Here is a 24,133-nt window from a genome sequence, read left to right as displayed (position 1 = left end):
CATGGAAGAACATGAGAAAACATTTATCACCCTGTTTTTTATTGGTGCACTGATTGCCATTGGCAAGGTGCTCACAGGGGATGAACCTATCACCCTGCGTTTATTTATTGGGCGCATTCTTTTGGGTTCTGCCGTGTCAGTGATGGCAGGCGCTATCTTGATTTGGGTACCCGATATCTCACCGCTAGCCATCACTGGACTAGGCTCTGCCTTTGGTATTGCGGGGTATCAGTTAATTGAATTGTGGCTGCGCAAACGTGGAAGCGCACTATTAAAAGGGAAATTTAAACAATGACACTTTCAGAGAAACAAGCCTTATTCACTGTGATGATTGGCAGACTGATTTTATGGGCAGATGAGCACGGTTACCGCCTGACTTTTGGGGAAGCCTTTCGTACCACCGAACAAGCCAGCGCGAATGCCAAAACAGGCAAAGGCATCAAAAACAGCTTGCACACCTCACGTTTAGCCGTGGATTTTAATTTATTTATCAACGGCCAATACCGTGAAGATACCCCAAGCTATTTACCCCTGGGTGAATATTGGGAATCTATCGGGGGCACTTGGGGCGGCCGATTTAACGATGGCAACCATTTCAGCTTAGCCCATAACGGGGTGAAGTAATGGCCAAACAACTTGCGTTCGTGTTCGCGTTAGGGATGGCGGCCTTTGGTGCAGGTTGGTGGGTGAATGGGCTTTATCACGACAGTTTGCAGCTCAATATTGAACGCGCTGCCAAACAAGCAGGCGATAAAGCCCGAGCTGAAGCCCAAGCCATTTCCCGTGAGTCTGCGCGTCAGCTTGAAAACCAATTGGAGAATATCGCCAATGCGACGCCCAAGGAAATCAGAACCGAAGTTATTAAACCTGTGTTCACTAACGTGTGTGTTAGCCCTGAGTTTGTCAGCTTGTACAACCGCGCCGCCGAGCGTATCGAGCGAGAGTTATCAGGAAAATCTGTTAACCAAATGCCCGATTTTGTTGCCGAGACTGAACGGGCAAACGGGCAAGCACATCAGTGAACCGTTAGAACTGTTTTTAACCTTGTACGGCAATTGTGCCGCACGTCATAACCAATTAGTGGATGACATTAACCGCAAAAGGAATTGAACCATGAGCCAACCAATCACATTAGACATCGCAGGAAAAGATTACCGTTTCGAACCCAACATGACCGCCTATAACGGGTTTATCAATGAAATGGCGATGGACAATAAAATTGCCCCTGCCCACACCTATTTACGCCGCATTGTGGTGAAAGACGACAAAGACGCGCTGGATGAACTTTTAAAACAGCCAGGTGCCGCGCTGCAAATCGCTTCATCCATCAATGAGCAATACGCCCCGAAATTGGACATTAGCGTAAAAAACTGAGGGCACGGGTTGAATCTATTGAGCGTAATGAGTTGGAGCAATTTATTGCGCTGCGTCGTCATTACTATCCTCATGATAGTGACGAAATTGATAGTTTGGCTCGTGCTGCATGGCTGAATAACCAACACTGGGAAAATATGCGCATTGCCGTGGCCAATGGCATTGCACTGGCGTTAAAGGGTGATAAATGAACTCATTAGATTTTACCTTAAGCTTAATTGATAACGTGACGCAGCCGTTAAAACAGGCACAGTCTGCGTTATCCAATTTTGCCAATGAGAGTCAAAAAGCCTTTACCCAAAGTGCCATTGGCGTGGCAGGGTTAGCGGGTGCGTTATTTTCCTTAAAAGGCCTACTTGACCCTGCGCTGCAAATGAATGAAGCGCTACAAACCGCCAGTTTGCAAGGCGTGGATGCTAGCGTGATGAAAAATGTCACCCAAGCAGCGATGAAATTCAGCGCCCAATATGGCAAATCCTCCGTGGAGTTTACCCAATCGGCGCTCACCATTCGCAAAGCCATTCAAGGCGTAGCCGATAACGAACTGCCTTATTTAACCACGGTGACCAACACCACGGCCACTGCCTTAAAAAGTACCGCAGATGAAACTACTGCCTATATGGGGCAGATGTTTTCACAGTTTTCCACCTACGCCAACCAAGTGGGCAAAAGCCAATTTGCCGAAGAACTGGCAGGCAAAGCGCTGTATATGTCGCAAACCTTTGGCACATCAATGGCAGACATTACGGGGTTAATGGAGGGCGCAAGGTCAGCAGGGACTCACTTTGGCGTGGGTATCGATGAACAACTGGCCGTGTTGGGGGAATTACAGCGCACATTGGGCACCGAAGCCAGTAGCGCCTATGAAGGCTTTATGACGGGCGCAGCGGGTGGGGCTAAAAAACTGGGGCTAAGCTTTGTCGATGCGTCGGGCAAAATGAATTCCTTGCCTGAAATGTTGGGGAAATTACAGCAAAAATATGGCGCAAATATTGATGGCAACCTTAAGGCGCAAAAAGAGATTGAAGCCGCCTTTGGGGATTCCGCCATTGTCGTGAAGCAGCTCTATGGTGATGTGGATGTATTGCGCAAAAATATCACCGCCCTGGGCGCGAACGATGGCATGAAACGTACCCGTGAAATGGCCGAGCAATTGGCCGATCCTTGGGAACGCTTAATGGCCATTTGGACTAACGTGCGCGTGGCTGTGGGCATGACACTGTTGCCTGTCATTACCCCATTGGTAAATAAAATTGCGGAAATGGGGCAAACCGTCCAGCGCTGGTTAACCTTGTTCCCCAATATCGCTAAATACGTGGGCTATATCGCCACCAGTATCACAGGCGTGGCCGCTGCGGGAGCGATGGCCAATATCGTGATGGGCATTAGTAAATTTATTTGGGCGGGGTTAGTGGTCGTCTGGAAACTGAGCCTTGCCACGTTGAAATTAATCCCTAGTGCTGTCTGGTTGGCCAATAAAGCGATGCTGATTTGGCAGACCACTTTAAAACTTTTGCGCGGAACCTTATTGGCGCTACGGATGGCGGCCATCACCGCAGGTATTGGTTTTAACCTGATGAGTTTGCCCATCATTTTGATTATTGGGGCGATTGCGTTGTTAGGTGTGGGTATTTATTACCTGATTAAACACTGGGATGCGGTTAAGGCCGCCATTCAAGACACCACCACATTTAAAGTGTTGGCCGCAGTTGTGATGGCAGTTGGCCAAGTGTTTAGCGATGTATGGGAATGGATTGGTCAAGGTTGGGAAACCCTGTGCAATTGGTTTGGTGAATTTTCATTAACGGAAACCTTTGAAGCGGTCGCCAACAGCATCCGCGATATTTTCGGCAATGTGTGGACGTGGGTAAAACAGACTTTTGCAGATATTTATAACTCATTTGTGGATACGTTGAATTATCTGCCCGGTGTTGAGATTGAGCGCATGGAAATCAACACCCCAGCAGCTCAAGCCAGCAATAGCGTGCCTGATGTTGAGGGCATGGCTGCGGTCGATATTATTCGCCAGCAACAATTGTTTATGCAGGCACAAGTTGAGCAAGCGGAGCCCATCACCAATACACAAATATTAACGGGCAAACAACTCAAAGGCATTGATAAAAACGGCGTCGGAAAAACCAGCATCGGCACTACGACTAGTCATGTGGATAACAGTAAAAACTTTGAAAACATCATCATCAAAGTGGAACAAATGCCATCACCACAACAATTAACGGAATATGAGATGTTAGCGCATGGATAGCCAATACATTGATTTATTAATCACTCAGCGTGATTTTACCTTGAACTCAGGCAGTGAGCCGATTTTGTGCAACAACCGTGTGTCTATTGCTCAAGATTGTGTTCACGCCATTATGGAAAGTGGCTTGGCCACGCAATTGGTGGGCGAACGCAGCCCCACATTGCGAGCCGATATTCGCAACCAAATTGAAATGCTTGTGGAAAATGACGAACGCATTGTGCCAGGGACAATTTCCATTCAAGAAGAATCACAAGTGAAATTGTGGATCACCGCTGAAACTTATGATTTTGGCCGCATGGATGTGGGAGTGGATTATGGCGACTAAACCCGACGTTGATTATGAAAAAGTCCTGCAAGATAGCGGGATGCCAACCACCGAAGCAGAAATTCACGCACAATTTAACCAAGTGGTGGCCGATGAGGGGCTAGTGACCAATACCTCACGAATGTCCCCGTTTTGGCGACTGATCACCACCATCGTGACCAAGCCAGTAATGTGGTTAAAAGAGGCCTTAGTCAATGTGGTGATGCGCAATATGTATTTGGCCACGGCATCAGGGGCATGGCTTGATTTGTTTGCTTGGGGCGTCAACTTAACCCGCAAACCTGCCACCCAAGCCCATGGTGTCATTCGCTTTTATAAAGTGGCAGGCGCTAGCGCGGTCACCGTACCCAAAGGCACCATCATCCAAACGGAGCGCATCGCGGGGGTGATTTACAGTGTGAGTACCACTCAAGCCGTGGAGATTGCCGCAGGCCAGCAAAGCCAATTAATCCCTGTGATGGCAGATATGGCAGGCGGTGCGCATAACCTCGCCCCAGGCTATTTTCGCATTTTGCCTGTGGCCGTCGCAGGGATTGAACAGGTGCAAAGTGAAAATGATTGGTTAACGACGCCTGGTGCGGATGCTGAAAGCGATGATGATTTACGCGACCGCTGCCGCAACCAATTCAATTTAGTGGGGAATTACCACACGGATGCGGTTTATCGCGGCATGATAGCCAGCCTTGTGGGTTTGAGCATTGACCGTATTTTCTTTTTGCATGATGCGCCCCGTGGTGCAGGTACCGCCAATGCGTATTTGTTATTAGACAGTGGCGTGGCAAGTCAGCCTTTTATCGACCAAGTAAATGAGTATGTGATGAAACAAGGCCATCACGGCCACGGTGATGACATGCAGTGTTTTGCCATGCCAGAAACACATCATGCGTTAGTTTTAACCGTATTCGTCGATAACCTCGGCAACTTTAGCGCGGAACAACTGAGCAGCTTAAAAAATGAGGTGAACGATTTGGTGCGCTGCGCCTTTCGTGAAAACAGTTTGTACCAGGTCAAACAGACATGGCCATATTCACGGTTTTCATTTTCAAACTTAGGCCGTGAGTTACATCGCCAGTTTAGTGATATTCAGTCACTGCATTTTTCATTGGGGGATATTACAAGTGAGCTCAATGTCCCCCGCTTAACATCGTTAGTGGTTGAGGTGAAAAATGTCTGACTTTCACGAAAAATTGAAACGCCTTGCCCTGCCAAGTTGGATGGACAAAGGCGAACCTGCCAAGCTACTGGCGGCATTACGTCGTTTTTGGACACAGATTTATGGCTGGCTAACGTGGCCATTGGCGCAATTGGACGCTGAAACCTGTACAGAGTCATTATTGAACTTGCTGGCCTATCAGCGGGATATTCAGCGCTTTAATGGTGAACCGCTGGACTTATACCGCAAGCGGGTGAAATACGCCTTTATCAACGCCAAAGACAGTGGCAGCGTGGCGGGTTTTATCGCCATTTTTGAACGGCTGGGCATTGGTAACGTACTGATTAAAGAGCGTCAGCCACACATCGATTGGGATGTGATTATTCTCGTGCTCAATGATGAGCAGCTCTCACGCGCCCCTGATTTGCTGATCAACATTATTTACCAATATGGCCGCACATGCCGACGCTATCAGTTTGAAGTGATTAACGATTATCAACTGAATATGCGAGTGGGCAGCATTGAGGGCGATTACATCAGTTATCACGCGAAATTGCCTGTGCCTATTTTGACGCTACGAGTGGGTGAAATCGCCAGTGATATTCAAATCAGTTATGCGACGCTGCAAGGAAGTAGCGCGCCCAATATGACCTATGGGGCATCATTAAAAGGATAGATTATGTCATCAGTCATTACCCTTGAATTTGAGCACTACAAAGCGCAGGAAGCCGCAACGGGTAAGCCCATCATTTTAGATGAGTTTGTGTTTGCGTTAGTGCCAAATTTAGACCCAAAGAAACCCATTGAGCGTACCGAACAACTGCCCGAGGCCAAACACATTGTGCATCGCCAAGCAATTAATAAGGCGGGGTTAGTCAGCGAAAATGCCGTGGCCTACAGCGTGACATTGGGTACTGAAGTCGGTGATTTCGAATTTAACTGGATTGGGTTGTTAAACAAAGCCAGTAACTCAGTGGCGATGATCACCCATGCCCCGACACAAAAGAAACTGCGCACGCAAGGTGGCCAACAGGGCAATGTCTTAACTCGCTCATTTTTGCTGGAGTTTGACGGGGCGGCTAAAGATACCGCCATTAATACCACCGCAGAAACCTGGCAAATTGATTTCACTGCACGCTTAACGGGGATTGATGAAGCGCAGCGGCTAATTAATACCGACAGTTACGGGGAAGCAGCTTTCTTTGGTTCAGCCTTTGAAGTCACCCGCGATGGCGAACAATACACAGTAAATAGCGGTTTAGCCTATGTGGGCGGTTTACGGGGTAAACTCGCTAAAAATCAAGTGTTTAACAAACTGCGCGATACCTATATTTATGCGAATTTTAGCTATCAAGGTAACTTACTCAGCCAATGGCAAACGGTGGTTAAACTCACCACGGGCAATCAACTCAAACACTATGTGGACAGTAGCGGTTATGCCCATTTTGTATTTGCCATCGCGGCGATTGATAAAACAGGCGCAATCACCGATTTACGCCCTCAAGGGGCGAAATGGGAACAAAGCATCGCGCAAATCAAGCAGCAATACGCGCTAAAAAGTGAAATGAAATCATGGCGCTATATCGCCAAAGGAAATGAAACGACCCTCACCCCAAACGAGGTGTTTCATCACTGTTTGCTGTTTATTAATGGCCTTGAGCAATACGCCAATTATTCTTTTGCCGTTGAAAACAACACGATTTATTTAGCCGAGCCGTTGCTAAAAGACGACCACATTGAGGTAGTGATTAATGTGCCGGTGATTAGCCAACGTGCTTTACATACAGGCTCTGACACTGACGTGTTACGCGATGAAGTGGAGGCGCTCAGAACAACGGTGCATAACTTAAAGGGAAAGGATTTTATTAGTGCGGATAGCCGGAATTTAGTCGCTATTGGTACAGATGAAAATATTTTCATTTCAGAAAATGAATTGCAAAAAATTGCATCTATCGATGTTGAAGTTAAAACAAATCAGTGAGGGAACACATGCCAAAACCAAAAACAATTATATTGAATTTTAAAACCAGTGATGGAAAAACATTAAGTGCGGAGTTTGAACTATCAGACGGTGAATCCGCTTTTGAACTTTGGAAAAAGCTCCCAGGGAATGAAGCAAAAAATGAAACGCAATATTTTGCGGAACAAAAAGGCGCGCAGGGGGTAAAGGGAGACAAAGGTGACAAAGGTGACCGAGGGGCTCAAGGGGAAAAAGGCATTACAGGCACTACAGGCGCACAAGGTGCCAGTATCGTCAGCGTTTCAGTTCAAGTTAAAGAAAACCCGTGAGGTGATGCATGGCGAAAGGTCGCACGGTCACATTGACGTTTAAAAACAGTGCAGGCACTAACTTGCCGCCTGTTTCTTTCGTCGTCAATGACGGCGAAAAAGGCGATAACGCCCATATTCAAGTGACGTCTATTATTCCGGCGGTCAAGGGTGGCGAGGTTTCCTTTAACATCGGCAACGTGGCGGTGTTATCGGTGCAAATTAATGGCATCACTCAGCCCCAAGGTTATGCGTACACGGTGGAGGGAACCACATTGTATTTGGCCGAAGCCTTGAAAAATGGCGATTTTATTTCTATTGAGGTAACAAAATGAGTAAACCAACAGGGAAGTTGATCCGATTAACCGCAGAGAATGTCGGTGCGGTGCCCGTCGGACGAAAAGTGAATAACAAACCGCTTAGCGCAGATATTTCGTTAAGTGCGGGTGATGTGGGGGCGTACAGCAAAACTGAAACTGATAATAAATACCAGCCTAAAGGTAATTATGCCCCAACTGGCAACTATGCCATTAAAGGGGAAAGCTACACAAAAACCGAAAGTGATGGGCGTTATCAGCCAAAAGGAAGTTATCAACCGACAGGCAATTATGCGCTTAAAGGTGACAGTTACACGAAGAACGAGGGAGATAACCGCTACGAAATCAAAGGCCATGACCCGCAATATAAATATATTACGGTCTATTCAGGGGCTGGAATGAAAGATAACCAAACCATTGCCTTACCGCAAGATTGCCGCGGGTGTTGGTTTTACTTCAATGATGCAGAGGGGGTTATCACGTCAGCGGCATATTTACCTGATGACAATGTCGAGGTCGGGATTAATTCGGGTGCGTCAGGGAATGCGCGCATTCGCTTAGAAAACTCAGGAAAAACATTCCGATGCATTTGGGGCGGTGTTAGTGGTGCCCCCAGTAAAATCCGAGTCAGAGTGAGGGCATAATATGATCACTGTATGGGTACAAAAAAGTAATTTAGATTGCTATCAAATTATCCCTGAACCTCAACAAGAAGAAAAAAAACATTTCTATGAGGTCATGTTTGATGGGGAGTTTGAAGACTTACTGAATATTAAATTTGAGCTGTCGGCAAAGGGTATTTGTTCCTATCGCTATGACAATGCATTTCATCAAACCCAAGCATTAAAAGAGAAACAGTCTTTGATGAAAGTCGCGAGTGAAGCCATTGCACCACTCCAAGATGCTATTGATTTAGGCATTGCTACAGATAAAGAACTTATCCAGCTAAACGCTTGGAAACAGTATCGTGTTGATTTAAACCGTATCGACACTTCAGCCGCCCCCGATATCGCATGGCCAGAGAAACCCCAATGACCGAGCAACGTTATCAGTGGCGTCAACAAAACATGAAAATGGCGGCAAGTTTGCCGCCGATCACCTGTTCCATTCTGCCCGTGCATCCGTTTATATATGGTGTTGGGCAAACAAATAGCTCAGGCAGCTACCTCAGTCCCACCAATGCGATTAACCATTTAGCGGACAAGCTTACTGGCGCAGGTCATGTTTCGGTATTGGTACTGATGGTGACAGGAAAAACATTTGCTGAATTTATGCAGCAATTATCGGCTTTTTCGGCCGTGTTTCCGCTGCCTGTTTTCGCTCAAGTTGAACGGATGGCCAGAACGGCACATACGTTGGCCACCACAAAAATGCAATTGCCAGGGAAAATGGCAGGCGGCTTACCTTTGCCACAATCCCTATCAACGGCAACCAGCCGCATGGCGTCTAACGCACAATTAATTGAAGCGGCCAAAGCAGCCGCAAATCAGCCAATCGGGTTGGATAGCATGAAATCCGCACTATCCGATTTCAGCCAGCAAAAAGACAATGCCTTAAAACAGATGAACGACGCCTTAAATGGACTTTTAGGCCAATCAGCGACTGTTTGGGCATTTTCAGGCACGGATGATGCCAGCACTTTGGCCGATAAAATGCGAAAAAATATTCCTGAACCCGACGCAATATTTACTATCGCCACCTTATTTGTCGGCAATGAAATTCACGCTTTAACAAGGATGTTAAATGACACAGACCATCACCCTTGCCCTGAACGGTGAAGCCATCCCACTAAAAAACTTGGCTGTAACGCCCAGTATGATGTTTCAGGATAAAGACCAATCAGGGCAATCTTCAAGTACCGCCGTGGCAGAGCAAGGCATTAAGCCCAAAGAACTGCGTATCACGGGCATTTTACCTTTTACAGAGCATAAGGCATTTTCGCGCCTTTTTGCGTTAGCAGAAGCTAAAGAAAACGGCAATTTAAAGCGCTATCGCGTGGCGAACTTGACGGCTCAAGCCATTAATTTTCGTATCGGTACTTTTACCAATTCCATTGATGCCAGCAAAATTGAAGGGAAACAGGCGTGGCAAATTACTTTTACCTTGCGTGAGCATTTATCGGTATCAGAAAAACGCGAAGCCCGAGCCAACAGCAAAGTGGCCAGCAAAACACAAGGGGGCAGTGCAATAAAAGGCGGTCAATCAGGGGCTCCGGATGAAACCGAGCAATTAACCTGGTTTGAAGAAAAAGTCTTAAAACCGATTAACGATTCGTTGGAGTAAAGGGAATGAACCCCATCAATCGACTGTATTTATCGGGTGATGAAATTCAGGTCACCGATATCAATATTATGTTAGAGCTTTCAGCCGCAGGGCGCGGCTTTGTCACCGTGAAAACCGATGAGGACTACACAGGGAAATTAGTGCGTCTTGATGTCGGTTATCCAGAGCTATTATTGCGTTATTTCACTGGTTACGTTGAGCGGTCACAGCCCTCATCCAATGGGTTTCAACGGTTATTCATTCGTGAACTGGTTGGCGTGTTTGAACGTGAGTGGCCATGTTCTTTTCAGCATCCCACTTTGCGTACTATTGCCGAACACTTGCAAAAGGAAAGCGGCTTAACCTTTCAATTACCTGATGCGCCTTATGTGGATGAGCCTATTCCTCACTTTACCCACAGTGGCACAGGTTATCAGTTATTGACCAACTTAGGGTGTGTGTTCAATATTGGTGATTATGTGTGGCAGCAGCTTCCGAATGGTCATGTGTATGTGGGCAGTTGGTCACATTCATTATTTGCTAATAAACCCGTAGAAATCCCGAATGAATTTGCCACCTCGCAAGCAGGTGGGAACAGCATGACCGTCCCGATGGTGCAATCATTAAGACCAGGCGTGAACACAAATGGCAAACTCCTGCACAAAGTGAACCTTATTAATGAAGATATGACGCTTATGTGGGCAATCACCAATAAAATCACAGGGAAACCAGCCAACAAGAGCCCCGTTCAAAACCAAATCGACAATGCCTATCCTGAACTGGCCGCAGGTTTACACCTACCTAAAACCGCCCGCATTGAAGCCCATAGCGAATCTGTTCGCGCTGGTGATATTTCCGACCCATATCGCCCACGCTATGCCGTGGATGTGCAATTATTGGATGCCAACGGGAACCCATCCAGCGCCCCGATTTACCGTGCAGTACCATTGCCGCTGCCAATGGCAGGGGGTGAGAGTGGCTTATTCCAATATCCGCCCGTGGGTACCGTCGTGGAAATTGCCTTTGAAAGTGGGCGGCCTGATAAGCCATTTATTCGCCAAACCCTTAGCCAGGGAAACACGCTACCCGATATCAAACCAGGGGAGCAATTGCAGCAACAGCGCCAAGAAGTTTCCCAGCGCATCACGCAAGATGGCAGTTGGCAACGACAAACAGACCAGACCATCAGTGAATCCTCTATGCATCGGCAAGTCACCGCAGATACGGAACAGCGCACCTTGGTCACCAGAGACACCACCATTCAAGCCACCGATAAAACGATGGTGCTTGGTACTGCAACATTACTGGCAGGTGCTATCCAACAGATAGCCGATGGCGATTACAGCATTGCGTCAAAGGGTAGCCTAGTGGCCAGTATCGGTAAGAAAGCGGAGATTGATATTGCCGAAGATGCCACGCTCACCGTTGGCCAAAAGCTGATTGAAAAGGTAGGCGCACTCAAGCAAAGTATCGCAGGCACCAAACAAGAAATTATTGCACCGGTTGTTTGGATTGGTAGCCAAGAAATTAATGTGGCACAGCTGATGATTGATACATTAGATATCGTCAAAGAGTTGGCCGAGCTCACCGCCAACCACATCCACCACAACACAGGAACGCCATTGAATGCTGATGCCATCAAAGGCACGGCAAGTAAATCAGATGACTTGAAAGAGAAGTATGAGCCAGTTATTGGTTAATAAAGTTTTAGTCCAACTCTTGCCCACAGCCGTGGGCCTTTTTATACCTGTAATTTAACAGCGTGTAGACCAATCTCAGAACACCAACCATCAAACCACATCAAGCAACCTTTCATTTGGATCATATCAATAGCATGGCGCAGGCGCAGCGCTACCCCACGAAATAAAGTCCTCTACCACGTAAAATGCACTACACCGCACCCGCCTGCACAATTTGGATCTAAACTTTATTTCAGTTTTGAAATTCTACAAAACATATCGCCAAGCCGCGCCAGTACTAGGGAGTTGCCGAAAATCTTAAACTGAAATGTGTGAAAATAATTTCAAGGGATTTCAGTTTTGGATCACTAAATGGATTGAGATAAAGACGCAACGTAATGAAAGATAAAAGAAATTTCTATTTTACGTGGATTTGATTGGATCGCAAAATTAGCCGTATAATTTCAAAAGGGCAATAAATATACGTAAAGATAGCTATCACCCACATCATTTCATAACCTACTCTTCGCTATATTTACCAAGCACATAGCTCCTTATTTCTGCTCCCATCTTTTCACATACGAATGGATAATAATGCTCAGGTATATAAAATTGAATATTGCAGTTATCGATGAATTCTCCTAGTTCATATAGTTCATGCTTTATGACAGGAGTATAGTTATACCTGTTGTTATACATAAAATAAGCTATATTGAAGATATGTTCTTCTTTATAGGTTAAGTTTTGGAATTTTTTTATTAGCCCCTTAAACCCGTCTGGATTCAAATCGAATAATGCTTCAACATCTTTACGGTGTTTTTCTTCAAATAATTGTTTTATAACTTTTTTGTAAAGAGGGTTAATTGTGCAAAAAGTAGTATTTTTATCTAACCTATGTTCAGGCAGCACTATCTTGCTTTCAAGTAACCCTAGGAAAGCTTGGTTATGCTCAGAATCTCGATATGAATCTAATGCTATAGTGCAGTCATTATCTTTTAGTTTTAATAATATATTACGAGCAGAATAAGAATAATCATCGAAGCTGCTCCTAATTAACTCTATTTTTCGCCTGTCAGCATTCTCCTTTTTAATTGCTTGATTTTGAAGCTCTAATTTATTTTTTCTAGCACTGATATTGCTTTTCGTATAATTAATAACCAAGCCTAATGAGCTAAATAATATTGAAGATGCTAATGCGCCTAATGAAAAGCCTATTACTGTTATTAAAGTAAGAGATAATTCACTTGGTAAGTTAAATGGGCTTAGACTGGGTTCAATGAATACCCAACTACAAATAATTGAAGCCGCTATAATTAGTAACCTTAAAGATGATTTGAAGGACACTAAATTAGTTAAATGCGTTAAAACCGTTGCTAAAGGATCAGCCATTGATTACTCCTAAGTTTGTAGCAAATTATCACATTCTAGATTCAATAGCACTCAACTGCAGGGGAAGAAAACGAAATTGGTAATAACCGCGAAAATCTCTGTCGCCATTTTGTCGCCATTATCTTTCAGATACAAAAAAGCCACTTCTTTCAAAGTGGCTTAATGCGCTGATTTAACAGCTAAAATTTGGTGGCCCCTACTGGACTTGAACCAGTGACCAATCGATTATGAGTCGACTGCTCTAACCAACTGAGCTAAGGGGCCAAAGTGGAAGCGATTATACGTGCTGTTTTCTCTCAGGTCTAGTCTTTCAAAACTGTATGGTGATTTTCTACGCAATTCCATTTTCTGCTTTATCATTCAGCAAGATATCATTACTCAAAATGATAACTCTTGTTCAAAGAGCCGCATTTATCCCTCTTCCCTCTGCCTTTTAAACAAGTATTTTTACAACTCAGCACTGATAACAACCAAATGCTATGCATAAAAAATCAAAAAAATTAGTCTAACTATATAAAAATCAAACGATTTAATTGATAATGACTATTTCTTAAACAGAAAACAGCACCGATTAACCAACCTCTCTTATTGATTAATCACAGAGACTTATTTTTTATAAACTCAGCGAATGGCTACTAGCGAGGTTTCTCCAATTGCCACTGTAGATGGTGTTTTATCGATGGCCACTCTGACGCAATAATACTGTATACGCAGGTATCCCGTAATTCACCAGTACGAGTATACATATGACTTCTTAGTACCCCGTCAAGTTTAGCGCCCAGTCTCTCTATCGCCCTTCGACTTTGCTGATTTAAAAAATGGGTTCTAAATTCCACGGCAACGCAAGATAAGGTTTCAAACGCGTGTTGGAGTAACAAGAATTTCGCTTCTGTATTAATTGCAGTTCGTTGAACTTCTCGACTATACCAGGTTGCACCAATTTCAACTCGACGAGTCTCTTGGTCAATTTTATTGTAGGCGGTCATCCCAACAGCTTTACCTGATTTTTTATTCATCACTGCAAAGGGTAACATTTCTTGTTGCTGATATAGCTTTAAACGCCGTTCAACATCTTTAGCAAGGTTTTCTGGTTCAGGTACTGAGGTATACCATAGTTTATGTAAACTATCTCGTTGAATAATTTCCATAAACTCAGAGTCATATTGGTGGGACAGCAGCTCCAGTTTTACAAAGCCCCCTTCAAGTTCTATAGCCTCGCAAATCGTTTTCATCGTAACCATCCTTTTTCGTACAATGGTAAAATAGCTTTACTGGTTAAGTTCCCTAATAGCCACCCTGTTTTACACGCCAATTATGACAAAAAAATAAAATCGCCTGTGCCGACCTAGACTACCTGCAATTTACCAATAAATCATATGATAAATATCACATTTTTTTAACATATTTTTCTATTGTTCCCATCATTGCGCTAGAGTTAACTCATCTGACCTGTTAATAAAACCCCGCAGGGGAGCAAAAATATGAGCAATTTTCCACATCTTTTTACCCCACTGAATTTGGGGCACACAGTACTAAAAAACCGTATTTTAATGGGTTCCATGCATACGGGGCTTGAAGAACATCCGGAAGGAAGCCAGCGTTTGGCTCATTTTTATCGGTTACGCGCAGAAAATGGTGTTAGCTTAATAATTACAGGAGGGATCGCACCAAATAAAGAAGGTGCCTTAACCGCTCATGGCGCGGTGCTCAATACTCCGGAACAGTTGCCTTTTCACCAAGAAATCACCCAAGCAGTACACAGCGCTGACGGTAAAATTGCTTTGCAGATCTTACATGCGGGTCGTTATGGTTTTCATCCTCATATTGTTGCCCCTAGTGCCATCCAAGCTGAGATCATTCCATTTACCCCCAACGCTCTCACAACAGAACAAATTAATAAAACGATTAATGATTTTGTCACCACAGCAAAACTCGCACAGCAAGCAGGCTATGATGGCGTCGAAATAATGGGCTCAGAAGGCTACCTTATTAATCAATTTATCGCCAAGCGCACAAACCATAGAACTGATGAATGGGGAGGAAGCTACGATAATAGGATCCGTTTCCCTCTCGAAATTGTCAGTAAAATCCGTCAGGCAGTGGGTGAAAACTTTATCATTATTTATCGCCTCTCAATGTTAGATCTCGTAGAGGAAGGTTCCAACTGGGAAGAAATTGAATATTTAGCGAAAGCGATTGAGCAAGCTGGCGCAACAATGATCAACACAGGTATTGGTTGGCATGAAGCGAGGATCCCAACTATTGCAACACAAGTACCACGTCATGCATTTAGCTGGGTAACAGAAAAATTAATGGGAAAAGTCACCATTCCCTTGATCACAACGAATAGGATCAACGATCCCTTTGTTGCCGAACGGATCATTAGTTCAGGTCAAGCGGATATGGTATCGATGGCTCGCCCATTCCTTGCCGACGAAGCATTTGTTCGGAAAGCACAAGAAAATCGTGCTGATGAAATCAATACTTGCATTGGCTGCAATCAAGCCTGCCTTGATCAAATTTTTAATGGCAAGCTCGCTACCTGCCTAGTGAATCCTCGGGCCGTAAAAGAATTGAATTATCCCGATGAACAGGCGACACAAATAAAAACAGTAGCCATTGTTGGTGCAGGCCCTGCCGGACTCTCTTGTGCCATTTATGCAGCCAAGCGCGGTCATAAAGTGACTTTATTTGAAAAAGCCAATCAAATTGGTGGCCAATTTAATATGGCTAAACAGATCCCCGGAAAAGAGGAGTTCCACGAAACAATCCGCTATTTCTGCCGCCAACTGGAAATTCTAAATATTGAAGTCAAGCTTGAACATCAAGCGCATATTCGTGACCTTATTGGTTACGATGAAGTTGTTATTGCAACGGGGGTTGTGCCCAGAACCATTAATCTAGAAGGGCGTGAACACCAGAAGGTACTCTCCTATATTGATGTACTAACTGGAAAGCGCTTGGTAGGCCGTTCGGCTGCTATCATTGGTGCAGGGGGAATTGGCTTTGATATTGCTGAGTTTTTAAGCCAAAAAGGCCCAAGCAGCAGTTTGAATATATCGTTATTTAATCAAGAGTGGAATATTGATACCAGCATCAATTCGACCGGAGGAATATTGAGCCAATCTCCTCATCCTATCCCCTCTTCTCGCCAACTCTATTTGTTACAACGCAAAAACAGTAAAGTTGGCGCTGGGCTAGGTAAAACCACAGGCTGGGTTCATCGTTTATCACTCATGAAGCGTGGCGTGCAGATGTTTAATGGTGTTGAATATATGCGAGTTGATGATGATGGCTTGCATATTCGCTATCAAGATAAAATACATTGCCTCCCCGTCGATAATGTCATTCTTTGTGCAGGCCAAGAGCCATATCACCCATTAAAAGAGCCTCTCGCAGAGCATGGGATTCAAGCTCACGTCATTGGTGGCGCTGATGTCGCTGCTGAGCTTGATGCAAGAAGAGCAATTGAACAAGGAATGAAAATAGCCTATCAGCTATAAAAAGCGCCATATTTATAATGCTAACCTATAAAAAAACCCGCTATCCGTCAGCGGGTTTTTCTATGGATATTTATCGAGACTAAACTAGTCTTTTTGTGATAATTGCGCTGTAGGATCAGCCAATTTCTCATCTTCAGCAAGGCAAACCGCTGCTGTAAATAGTACGTCAGTCGAAGAGTTAAGTGCTGTTTCTGCTGAATCTTGCAGCACACCAATCATCACCCCAACAGCAACTACTTGCATAGCGATTTCGTTCGAAATACCAAACATGTTACAGGCTAATGGAATGAGCAGTAAGGAGCCACCCGCAACACCAGAAGCACCACATGCGCAAACCGCAGCAACCACACTCAGTAAGAGCGCTGTCGGAATATCAACAGGGATCCCTAAAGTATGCACTGCCGCTAAGGTCAGTACTGTAATGGTAACCGCAGCCCCGCCCATATTGATCGTCGCACCCAGAGGAATAGAAACCGAGTAGGTATCTTCATGCAAATTCATGCGACGACACATCCCCATATTCACTGGAATGTTTGCAGCAGAGCTACGCGTAAAGAAGGCGGTTACACCACTTTCACGTAAACATGCGAAAACGAGTGGATACGGATTACGTTTAATTTTCCAATATACAATCAGAGGGTTAACAACTAATGCCACAATCAGCATACAACCAATAAGCACAGCGAGAACATGGAAGTAGCCTTTTAATGTTGCAAAACCTGTTATTGCGATTGTTGAAGAAACGAGACCAAAAATCCCAAGAGGCGCTAAGCGGATCACCACTCTAACAAGCTGTGTCACACTTTCTGAGAAGTCTTGAATCAGGTTCTTAGTCGTCTCGCTAGCATGGCGTAAAGCGATACCTAAACCAATCGCCCATGCGAGGATCCCGATATAGTTCCCCTTGATCAATGCATCGACTGGGTTAGCAAAAATATTCACTAACAAGCCTTTAAGCACTTCTGCAATATTTCCAGGAGGTGTTAACTGAGTATCACCGAGTGCTAATACCAGTCTGGATGGGAATATAAAAGAACCAATAACGGCTACCAACGCCGCGAAGAACGTACCTAATATATACAATACTAAGATAGGACGGATATTGGTTTTTTGCCCTTTGCTATGATTCGCAATAGATGCCATGACCAGTACCCAAACGAGTATAGGAGCAACCGCTTTTAGCGCACTAACAAACAAATCGCCCAATAACCCAACATTTTTTGCTGCTGATGGCCATAACCATGCCAATAAAATACCTGCGATCAGGCCTACGAGTATTTGCTTAACTAAGCTACCGCTCATAATAACCTGCCATAACCCTGTTTTGTTTGTTTCCATAAGAGACCCATACATTATTTATCTTTATTAGGAATTAAATGTGTTTGCTCTGCCAGTATAAGGAATAAATACCTTATGGAAAGGCGATTATTTTAAATATAGACAATAATTTTTTTATTTTAACAATATATTTACATATCTGTGATCCTAATTGTATTTTGTTTCTTATAGTAGGATAGGAAACTGAGAAATCTATGATATTTTTCAGTCTGTTAAAGAGAAAAAGCACTCGATTTTTATGCCGAGTGCTTGAGTTAATTATTAATTAAGCAGTGAAAGATTAGCAGTTAGAAGCGTTTCTTTTATTAACGATAACATTAATCACTAAAGTGGCGACTAAAATTGTTGCAACCGTCCCCAAAGAGATGATCGTTGGAATGTGATAAATATCCATTAAAAGCATTTTCACACCGATAAAGGTCAAAATCACCGCCAAACCGTACTTAAGCATAGTGAATTTTTCAGCGACCCCAGCCAGTAGGAAATACATTGCACGTAAGCCTAAAATAGCAAAAAGATTTGAGGTTAATACGATAAACGGATCCGTGGTGACAGCAAAAATAGCGGGAATGCTATCTACCGCAAAAATCACATCGCTGATTTCAACAAGGATCAAGACTAAAAAAAGTGGTGTAGCAAAAAGTAACCCATTTCGTTTAATGAAAAACTTTTCACCGTGTAATTCATCAGTCATGCGTAAATGAGAACGAACCCACTTTACCAAGGGCTTATCGGTAATTGGAGAGTCATCTTCCTTTGTAAAAGCCATTTTGATACCTGTAAAGAGAAGGAACAGGCCAAAAATGTAAAGAATCCAACTAAATTGAGATACGAGCCAACTGCCTGCAAAGATCATAATGGTACGCAGTATAATCGCACCGAGTACCCCATAAACTAAAACACGTCTTTGTAGGTTCGCTGGGATCGCAAAATAGCTGAACAACATTAACCACACAAATACGTTATCAACCGCTAAAGCTTTCTCTAATACATAACCCGTTAAGAAAGCCGTTGTTTGGCTATTAGCAAATTCAAGGCTTACCGTATCTTTGAGATACCACCAAAATCCCCCAGCAAACATCAATGCTAGCGTCACCCACACCGTGCTCCAAATCGCCGCTTGTTTCATCGACATAACTTGGTCTTTATGTTTGCCTTGCCATAATAGGTCAACAAGCAACATTATGAGAATGATAACCGCGAAACTTCCCCATAAAATAGGGCTACCAACAGAGTGCATATAATTTCCTTAATTACAAAAAAAAACGGCTGACACCTCAGAAGGCATCAGCCGCTTAACTGTTTTTAACCTAGAGTGACTATCTTTTGGTTGTAAACGATGAGCAAACCTTGCCTTCTGGCAAGGTCTCACTTACAACACAATAATCCTAGGTTAGGAAATTGTGGTGCTCGGCTACCGGGTGCAATATGATGAGCACCGTAATGACGATAAACCGACAAGAAGAAGTTACTCCCCTTTGCTATGACTGATAAATTAGGGTAATTAGTCCTAAAAATCAATAATCCATAGGTATAATTTGAGTAAAAATATTTAAAGACTATTGAATAAGGAAACACCTTTTTTTACCATTTTTGTCAAGAAACATCTTGGTAAAGCCCATTTTCACACCATTTATTGTAGAAAAAACGCGAGGAAGAAGATTGCGTTTTTCCGCAAAACTTAAATGAATTCTAAAAATAGAACGAGAATTCGCTGTTTAGTTATTTTTTGTTTTGTTAAAGTGGAGAGGCTTTGAACTAACAGCCTGAGGAAACATGACTTTTCACTTAGGTATTCGCATAATCCATGTCTCCCTACCCAACAATAAAATTGTTGCTGTTATTGCCGTTTAGGAAACATTAATGGAATTAGTTAAAGAATTATTTTTTGCCCTTTGGCATCAAGACTATGTCACGCTCTCCAACCCTACGTTGGTTTGGGCTATTTACCTTATGTTATTCGCTATTCTTTTTCTTGAGAATGGGGTTCTCCCTGCCGCGTTCCTACCAGGTGACAGCTTATTGATCCTCGTTGGTGTTCTCATAGCAAAAGGTACACTAAGTTATCCATTGACGATTGTTATTTTGACTGCGGGCGCTAGCCTTGGTTGCTGGGTTGGTTATATTCAAGGTCGATGGCTTGGCAACACGAAACTGGTGAAAGGTTGGCTAGCCCATCTTCCTGAGCATTATCATCAACGTGCTTACGGCTTATTCCATCGCCATGGTTTAGCAGCATTATTGATTGGTCGCTTTTTAGCTTTTGTCAGGACGCTCCTGCCTACAATTGCTGGTCTAGCAGGGCTACAGAATGGCCGCTTCCAAATATTTAACTGGCTAAGTGGTCTTCTTTGGGTCTTAATCTTAACAGCTATTGGTTTTGGTTTTGGGAAAAGCCCAATATTTCTACAGTATGAACAGCATATTATGAACGTGTTGATGCTGATCCCTGTCGGCCTACTTATCATTGGTCTTATCGGAAGTATTGCCGTCGTCATTAAGAAAAAACTTTCCACAAAAAAAGTTAACTGATCACATCACGAGGCGAGAGGCAAATTACGCCTCTCGTTTATTCTCTCTGACAGTAAATACATCTTTATTAGAGCATCCATCTTGGATATAAATTCGTTTTTTATTTAACATAAACATAATATTATTCTCTCTTACTTGAAATAAAACATTCTTTTACATTAATTTAATCAATAATTCCCCCTCTCCTCATTGCACTTACTGTAAAAATAGCTATTGTTAAAGCTGCTAACTATATTTTTCTATTGATAGGAGGTTCCATATGTCATCGAATAACTCATCAGAAGATCTACGCGCAGAACTAAAAGCACTGGCTGACTCTCTCGAAGCGATGCTAAACGATACTGGAAACAAATCGAAAGAAGAAATAGACAGCCTGAAGCAAAAAGCTCAAGATGCCTTACACGCTTCACGCGCCAAACTGAGCAACGCGGGTGATAAAATCACCGAGCAAACAAAAGAAATCGCGGGTCGTGCGGATAATTATGTGCGCGAAAATCCGTGGACTGGCATCGGTATCGGTGCTGCTGTTGGCGTCGTTCTTGGCGTATTACTCGCTAAGCGTTAATTTTTATGGAACAACAAGAGCGTCAGGGCCCCGGAAAAGGGGTCCTTAATACCTTACAACGCATCGCCGGTATCGCCGTGCAAATGGTGGAAACTCGGATCCAATTAATCGCAGTTGAATTAGAGGAAGAAAAAACCACTCTTATTCAACTCATTTTAATGGCGGGTATCACCCTACTTTTTACTGCCTTTGGTCTAATGTGCCTCATTGGTTTGATCTTTTGGTCAGTTGATCCTATTTATCGCTATCAAGCCCTTGCGATTACTACAGGCGTTTTAATATTACTCGCTATTATTGGCGCAATTTGGACCTTAAAAAAAGCGAGACAATCGACCTTACTCGGCGCAACTCGAGAGCAGTTAAAGGAAGATTCTAAAGCGTTAATGGGGTCAAAAGATGAATAAAAGCAAGCGCCTATTATTGGTTAAAAAGAAACAGCGTTTAATCAAACAAATTGAGCAACAACGTTCTGAACTCTCTGCGGCTTCCAAAGATTGGTTACAGATGACAGAGCCTTACGATCGCTCATGGCAAATCTTTGTCACCTTCCGGCCTATTTTTGTTGCCGCTGCCGGTCTTATTTCTCTTTATACCATTAAACGGCCTCAGCGTATTTTTTCCCTAGGCAAAAAAGCGATTGCCGCTTGGAGTTTAGTGCGAACCCTCCAAGGCGTTGTTAATACGGGTAAAAAATAACCTACTCTGCTCCAAACCTGAAATCTGACCATTTCAGGTTTCCTCTCCCTGCCATTATTCAATATTTTTGTCCATCTTTGTTAATAACCTTTGCTTTTTATTGAACCAGCAAATCACTACCATAGCGTCGTTAGGTGATTTCTTGTCATTTAATGCTAAAAAAACAATTTATATCGCGATGTGTATCTCATTTTATTGACACTTGCTGACCTAGTTAGCTGGAGAATCTTAATGAAAAATTTAGAAAATAGCGTGCTATTACTTGCCCGCATTATGATGCCGATTCTGTTTATTGTTGCTGGGTATGGTAAGTTAGGTGACGCTTATGCAGGCACTCAACAATATATGCAAGCGATGGGTGTTCCCGGCTTTTTACTTCCCCTGACTATTTTATTAGAACTGGGTGGCGGGCTTGCTGTGCTTTTTGGTTTCCTCACCAGAACAGTGGCTATTTTTACTGCTGTTTTTTGTGTATTAACATCCCTGCTCTTCCACATTAATTTCAGTGTAGAGCCAAATAGTTTGATGTTTATGAAGAACATGACTATTGCAGGTGGCTTTTTATTACTGGCAGTCACAGGCCCTGGTAAATTTAGTATTGACCATTTATTGAATAGAAAATGGTAAAAGTTGCTTTTTCATCATTAACCTTTACTTGATAAATTGATAACCGAATTTGGTTGCACCTCTATAGTGCTATATAGAGGTGCTTTTTTACTCTTTATTTATTAGCAAATAATTTAGGTATTTCTCGTAAGCACCACGATTTTGCTTCACCCATACTGTCTCTGCGCCACGCCATAATAATATTCGTCTGATGGCTATATTCTGCACTGACTACACGCAAGCGCCCTTCACGAATATCTTGCTCTACCATTGGATATGGCATCGTTGCTACACCTAACCCTGCTAATAGCGCACTACGCTTATCTTCAATAGTGGAGACCGTTAATCTTTGCTGTTTATCTAATAACTGTACTGTAATAACTGGCCGTTCACGTGCGGTATCGGCCACCGCAATACCTCGATATTTAATACGTGTCGTATCTGACAGCGGCTCTGGCTCTTGGTGGATCGGGTGATCAGGGCTAGCAACATAGACATGGTTAACGCTGTATAACGACTTAGAGTTTATCTCGGAGGAGGAACGAAAGTGCATATCCGGTGCGATAACAATATCCGCCTTTCCACTTTCTAGCCGTTCCCACGCCCCTGCAAGTACTTCAGTTAAAATAGAAAGTTGCGTTTCGGATTTTTCAGCTAATTTATCCACTAACGGGAATAAGTAATACGCAGGAACTAATGCTTCACAAACAATGGTAAGGTGAGTTTCCCAACCTTTAGCGAGCGCTTCTGCATCGGATGTCAATTTTTCTGCTGCTTCAAGTAATACTCGACCTCGTTCTAACAACATCCTACCGACATTCGTAAATTTTGTTCTATGTCCTGAACGATCAAATAGAATAACATCCAACTCTTCTTCTAACTTTTGCATGGTATAACTGAGTGCTGAGGGCACTCGGCCCAATTCGTCAGCAGCAGCAGCAAAGCTACCACGCCGGTCGATTGCATCCATCACCCTTAATGATTCAAGTGTTAATGCTCTCTCTTTACTCATGGGATATCTCTTTCAGGAAATTTGAATGAAGTAAACAGATTAACTGGCTAACAATTCAACGTCCAGCTATTTATGATAACTCTATAAATTTATCAATTTTTGTGTATTTTTGTCGAGCGAAGGAGGGTTAGCCACCATGATGACATTAAGGGCAGTTAAGCACTGTGGAAAGGCTGACTATGGCTGGTTACAGGCACGTTATGCGTTTTCCTTCGGCCATTATTTTGACCCTGATTTTATGGGGTTTAAGACACTAAGAGTACTCAATCAGGAAGTTATTGCGCCTGAAAGTGCGTTTCAGCCTAAAAGCTACCCACATGTCGATATTCTTAACTTTATACTACAAGGAAGTGCCGAATATCGCGATAGTTTAGGTAATAAAATCAATGTAAGTGAAGGCGAGTGTATTCGTTTCTCACCCCGTCCTGATTTAAGTTACAGTGAACATAATATGTGTCCATATAAGCCGTTAACTCGTTTGCAGTTATGGCTAAATGCTTGCCCACAGCAAGAGTACTATCCGGCCCAAAAAATTCAATTACCGCCTGATAGTAATATGTTAGTTGCTTCACCTGATGGCGAAAATGAGAGCATTCAATTACGTCAACAAATTTGGATTACACAGCTCAATATTACGCCTGAAAGTGCTCAACATATTAAGCTTAAGGGGAAAAATGCTTATCTCCAATCTATTCGTGGAGGAGCGACTCTCCAAGCAGAAAATGGCGAAACCATAGAAATGAGTTGTAATGATGGTGTATTTATTCAAAATGAAAATACACTAACACTCTCATCATCAAAATCAATGCGCGCTTTACTCATTGACCTCGGTGCATGATCTTCAATGGGCC

At 43.4% G+C, this 24,133-nt stretch carries 27 protein-coding genes, 1 tRNA gene and 2 pseudogenes; 24 read left to right on the top strand and 6 right to left on the bottom strand.

Annotated features, from left to right (window positions below; all coding sequences use genetic code 11):
- Position 1: 1 nt before the first annotated feature.
- The 17 genes and pseudogenes from PSF11_RS09925 (at position 2) to PSF11_RS09845 (ending at position 11,662) form a co-directional block, all read left to right on the top strand.
- A complete protein-coding gene (locus tag PSF11_RS09925; protein ID WP_110731689.1) occupies positions 2 to 295 on the top strand; it encodes a phage holin family protein in 294 nt (97 codons plus the stop codon).
- Positions 292 to 624 (top strand): M15 family metallopeptidase, encoded by a 333-nt coding sequence (locus PSF11_RS09920; protein ID WP_110731688.1) that lies wholly within the window; start codon positions 292 to 294, stop codon positions 622 to 624. The genes PSF11_RS09925 and PSF11_RS09920 overlap by 4 nt, the downstream gene beginning before the upstream one ends.
- The gene (locus PSF11_RS09915) at positions 624 to 1,022 is read left to right on the top strand and encodes a hypothetical protein (RefSeq protein ID WP_272682766.1); all 399 of its coding nucleotides are present in this window, start codon (positions 624 to 626) and stop codon (positions 1,020 to 1,022) included. Before PSF11_RS09920 ends, PSF11_RS09915 begins: the two co-directional genes overlap by 1 nt.
- Before the next feature lie 91 nt (positions 1,023 to 1,113).
- Positions 1,114 to 1,374 (top strand): putative phage tail assembly chaperone, encoded by a 261-nt coding sequence (locus PSF11_RS09910; protein ID WP_115167863.1) that lies wholly within the window; start codon positions 1,114 to 1,116, stop codon positions 1,372 to 1,374.
- Positions 1,375 to 1,406: 32 nt separating this feature from the next.
- The gene (locus PSF11_RS09905; RefSeq protein ID WP_196718330.1) at positions 1,407 to 1,565 is read left to right on the top strand and encodes a DUF6890 family protein; all 159 of its coding nucleotides are present in this window, start codon (positions 1,407 to 1,409) and stop codon (positions 1,563 to 1,565) included.
- Positions 1,562 to 3,637 (top strand): phage tail tape measure protein, encoded by a 2,076-nt coding sequence (locus PSF11_RS09900; protein ID WP_272682765.1) that lies wholly within the window; start codon positions 1,562 to 1,564, stop codon positions 3,635 to 3,637. Before PSF11_RS09905 ends, PSF11_RS09900 begins: the two co-directional genes overlap by 4 nt.
- Positions 3,630 to 3,962 carry a DUF2590 family protein gene (locus PSF11_RS09895; protein ID WP_272520280.1) on the top strand — a complete coding sequence of 111 codons (333 nt, stop codon included), beginning with the start codon at positions 3,630 to 3,632 and terminating at the stop codon, positions 3,960 to 3,962. The genes PSF11_RS09900 and PSF11_RS09895 overlap by 8 nt, the downstream gene beginning before the upstream one ends.
- Positions 3,952 to 5,136 carry a baseplate J/gp47 family protein gene (locus PSF11_RS09890; RefSeq protein WP_272682764.1) on the top strand — a complete coding sequence of 395 codons (1,185 nt, stop codon included), beginning with the start codon at positions 3,952 to 3,954 and terminating at the stop codon, positions 5,134 to 5,136. The genes PSF11_RS09895 and PSF11_RS09890 overlap by 11 nt, the downstream gene beginning before the upstream one ends.
- On the top strand, positions 5,129 to 5,791 hold the full coding sequence (locus PSF11_RS09885; RefSeq protein WP_272682763.1) for a phage tail protein: 663 nt from the start codon (positions 5,129 to 5,131) through the stop codon (positions 5,789 to 5,791). Before PSF11_RS09890 ends, PSF11_RS09885 begins: the two co-directional genes overlap by 8 nt.
- Positions 5,792 to 5,794: 3 nt before the next feature.
- Positions 5,795 to 7,096 (top strand): phage tail-collar fiber domain-containing protein, encoded by a 1,302-nt coding sequence (locus PSF11_RS09880; RefSeq protein WP_272682762.1) that lies wholly within the window; start codon positions 5,795 to 5,797, stop codon positions 7,094 to 7,096.
- Positions 7,097 to 7,104: 8 nt separating this feature from the next.
- Positions 7,105 to 7,404 (top strand): collagen-like protein, encoded by a 300-nt coding sequence (locus tag PSF11_RS09875; protein ID WP_210853312.1) that lies wholly within the window; start codon positions 7,105 to 7,107, stop codon positions 7,402 to 7,404.
- Positions 7,405 to 7,412: 8 nt separating this feature from the next.
- On the top strand, positions 7,413 to 7,718 hold the full coding sequence (locus PSF11_RS09870; protein ID WP_210853311.1) for a hypothetical protein: 306 nt from the start codon (positions 7,413 to 7,415) through the stop codon (positions 7,716 to 7,718).
- A 122-nt stretch (positions 7,719 to 7,840) separates the two neighbouring features.
- Positions 7,841 to 8,056: pseudogene (locus PSF11_RS09865) on the top strand (hypothetical protein); the annotation flags it as partial.
- 493 nt (positions 8,057 to 8,549) lie between these two features.
- Positions 8,550 to 8,735: pseudogene (locus PSF11_RS09860) on the top strand (tail fiber assembly protein); the annotation flags it as partial.
- Entirely contained in the window at positions 8,714 to 9,478 is a 765-nt protein-coding gene (locus PSF11_RS09855; RefSeq protein ID WP_272682761.1) for a hypothetical protein, read from the top strand. The pseudogene PSF11_RS09860 and the gene PSF11_RS09855, both read left to right, overlap by 22 nt.
- On the top strand, positions 9,444 to 9,983 hold the full coding sequence (locus PSF11_RS09850) for a baseplate complex protein (protein ID WP_210853304.1): 540 nt from the start codon (positions 9,444 to 9,446) through the stop codon (positions 9,981 to 9,983). The genes PSF11_RS09855 and PSF11_RS09850 overlap by 35 nt, the downstream gene beginning before the upstream one ends.
- A 5-nt stretch (positions 9,984 to 9,988) precedes the next feature.
- Entirely contained in the window at positions 9,989 to 11,662 is a 1,674-nt protein-coding gene (locus PSF11_RS09845; RefSeq protein ID WP_272682760.1) for a hypothetical protein, read from the top strand.
- Positions 11,663 to 12,160: 498 nt separating this feature from the next.
- Here the strand turns inward: PSF11_RS09845 and PSF11_RS09840 are convergent, their stop codons facing one another.
- The 3 genes from PSF11_RS09840 to PSF11_RS09830 form a co-directional block, all read right to left on the bottom strand.
- Positions 12,161 to 13,030 (bottom strand): hypothetical protein, encoded by an 870-nt coding sequence (locus tag PSF11_RS09840; RefSeq protein WP_272682759.1) that lies wholly within the window; start codon positions 13,028 to 13,030, stop codon positions 12,161 to 12,163.
- 187 nt (positions 13,031 to 13,217) lie between these two features.
- Positions 13,218 to 13,294: transfer RNA gene (locus tag PSF11_RS09835), tRNA-Ile, on the bottom strand.
- A 371-nt stretch (positions 13,295 to 13,665) separates the two neighbouring features.
- Positions 13,666 to 14,262, bottom strand: a complete 597-nt coding sequence (locus tag PSF11_RS09830) for a GNAT family N-acetyltransferase (RefSeq protein ID WP_014657597.1) — start codon at positions 14,260 to 14,262, stop codon at positions 13,666 to 13,668.
- Between the two features lie 249 nt (positions 14,263 to 14,511).
- On the opposite strand from PSF11_RS09830, the gene PSF11_RS09825 reads away from it, so the two are divergent.
- Entirely contained in the window at positions 14,512 to 16,533 is a 2,022-nt protein-coding gene (locus tag PSF11_RS09825; RefSeq protein ID WP_072502771.1) for an NADPH-dependent 2,4-dienoyl-CoA reductase, read from the top strand.
- Positions 16,534 to 16,617: 84 nt separating this feature from the next.
- On the opposite strand, the gene sstT is transcribed toward PSF11_RS09825, so the two are convergent.
- A complete protein-coding gene (gene sstT / locus PSF11_RS09820; protein WP_072502770.1) occupies positions 16,618 to 17,871 on the bottom strand; it encodes a serine/threonine transporter SstT in 1,254 nt (417 codons plus the stop codon).
- A gap of 280 nt (positions 17,872 to 18,151) precedes the next feature.
- Positions 18,152 to 19,111 carry a TerC family protein gene (locus PSF11_RS09815; protein ID WP_004925317.1) on the bottom strand — a complete coding sequence of 320 codons (960 nt, stop codon included), beginning with the start codon at positions 19,109 to 19,111 and terminating at the stop codon, positions 18,152 to 18,154.
- Positions 19,112 to 19,734: 623 nt separating this feature from the next.
- On the opposite strand from PSF11_RS09815, the gene PSF11_RS09810 reads away from it, so the two are divergent.
- The 5 genes from PSF11_RS09810 (at position 19,735) to PSF11_RS09790 (ending at position 22,291) form a co-directional block, all read left to right on the top strand.
- Positions 19,735 to 20,403, top strand: coding sequence for a DedA family protein (locus PSF11_RS09810; protein WP_004925324.1), 669 nt, complete (start codon positions 19,735 to 19,737; stop codon positions 20,401 to 20,403).
- A gap of 259 nt (positions 20,404 to 20,662) precedes the next feature.
- A complete protein-coding gene (locus PSF11_RS09805) occupies positions 20,663 to 20,968 on the top strand; it encodes a DUF883 family protein (RefSeq protein WP_004925327.1) in 306 nt (101 codons plus the stop codon).
- A 5-nt stretch (positions 20,969 to 20,973) separates the two neighbouring features.
- A complete protein-coding gene (locus PSF11_RS09800; RefSeq protein WP_004925329.1) occupies positions 20,974 to 21,372 on the top strand; it encodes a phage holin family protein in 399 nt (132 codons plus the stop codon).
- The gene (locus tag PSF11_RS09795) at positions 21,365 to 21,664 is read left to right on the top strand and encodes a YqjK-like family protein (RefSeq protein ID WP_004925332.1); all 300 of its coding nucleotides are present in this window, start codon (positions 21,365 to 21,367) and stop codon (positions 21,662 to 21,664) included. Before PSF11_RS09800 ends, PSF11_RS09795 begins: the two co-directional genes overlap by 8 nt.
- A 231-nt stretch (positions 21,665 to 21,895) precedes the next feature.
- Positions 21,896 to 22,291, top strand: a complete 396-nt coding sequence (locus PSF11_RS09790; RefSeq protein ID WP_004925336.1) for a DoxX family protein — start codon at positions 21,896 to 21,898, stop codon at positions 22,289 to 22,291.
- Positions 22,292 to 22,385: 94 nt separating this feature from the next.
- Here the strand turns inward: PSF11_RS09790 and PSF11_RS09785 are convergent, their stop codons facing one another.
- Positions 22,386 to 23,282: a LysR family transcriptional regulator gene (locus tag PSF11_RS09785; protein ID WP_004925339.1), complete on the bottom strand. Its 897-nt coding sequence runs from the start codon at positions 23,280 to 23,282 to the stop codon at positions 22,386 to 22,388.
- A gap of 136 nt (positions 23,283 to 23,418) precedes the next feature.
- Here PSF11_RS09785 and PSF11_RS09780 point away from each other — a divergent pair, with 136 nt between their 5' ends.
- A complete protein-coding gene (locus tag PSF11_RS09780; protein ID WP_072502769.1) occupies positions 23,419 to 24,120 on the top strand; it encodes a pirin family protein in 702 nt (233 codons plus the stop codon).
- Positions 24,121 to 24,133 lie beyond the last annotated feature (13 nt).

Source organism: Providencia sp. PROV119 (assembly GCF_028482435.1).
In the GTDB taxonomy this organism is placed as follows: domain Bacteria; phylum Pseudomonadota; class Gammaproteobacteria; order Enterobacterales; family Enterobacteriaceae; genus Providencia; species Providencia stuartii.
Note: the sequence above shows the minus strand (reverse complement) of the source record. Positions and strands in the feature narration are given on the sequence as shown.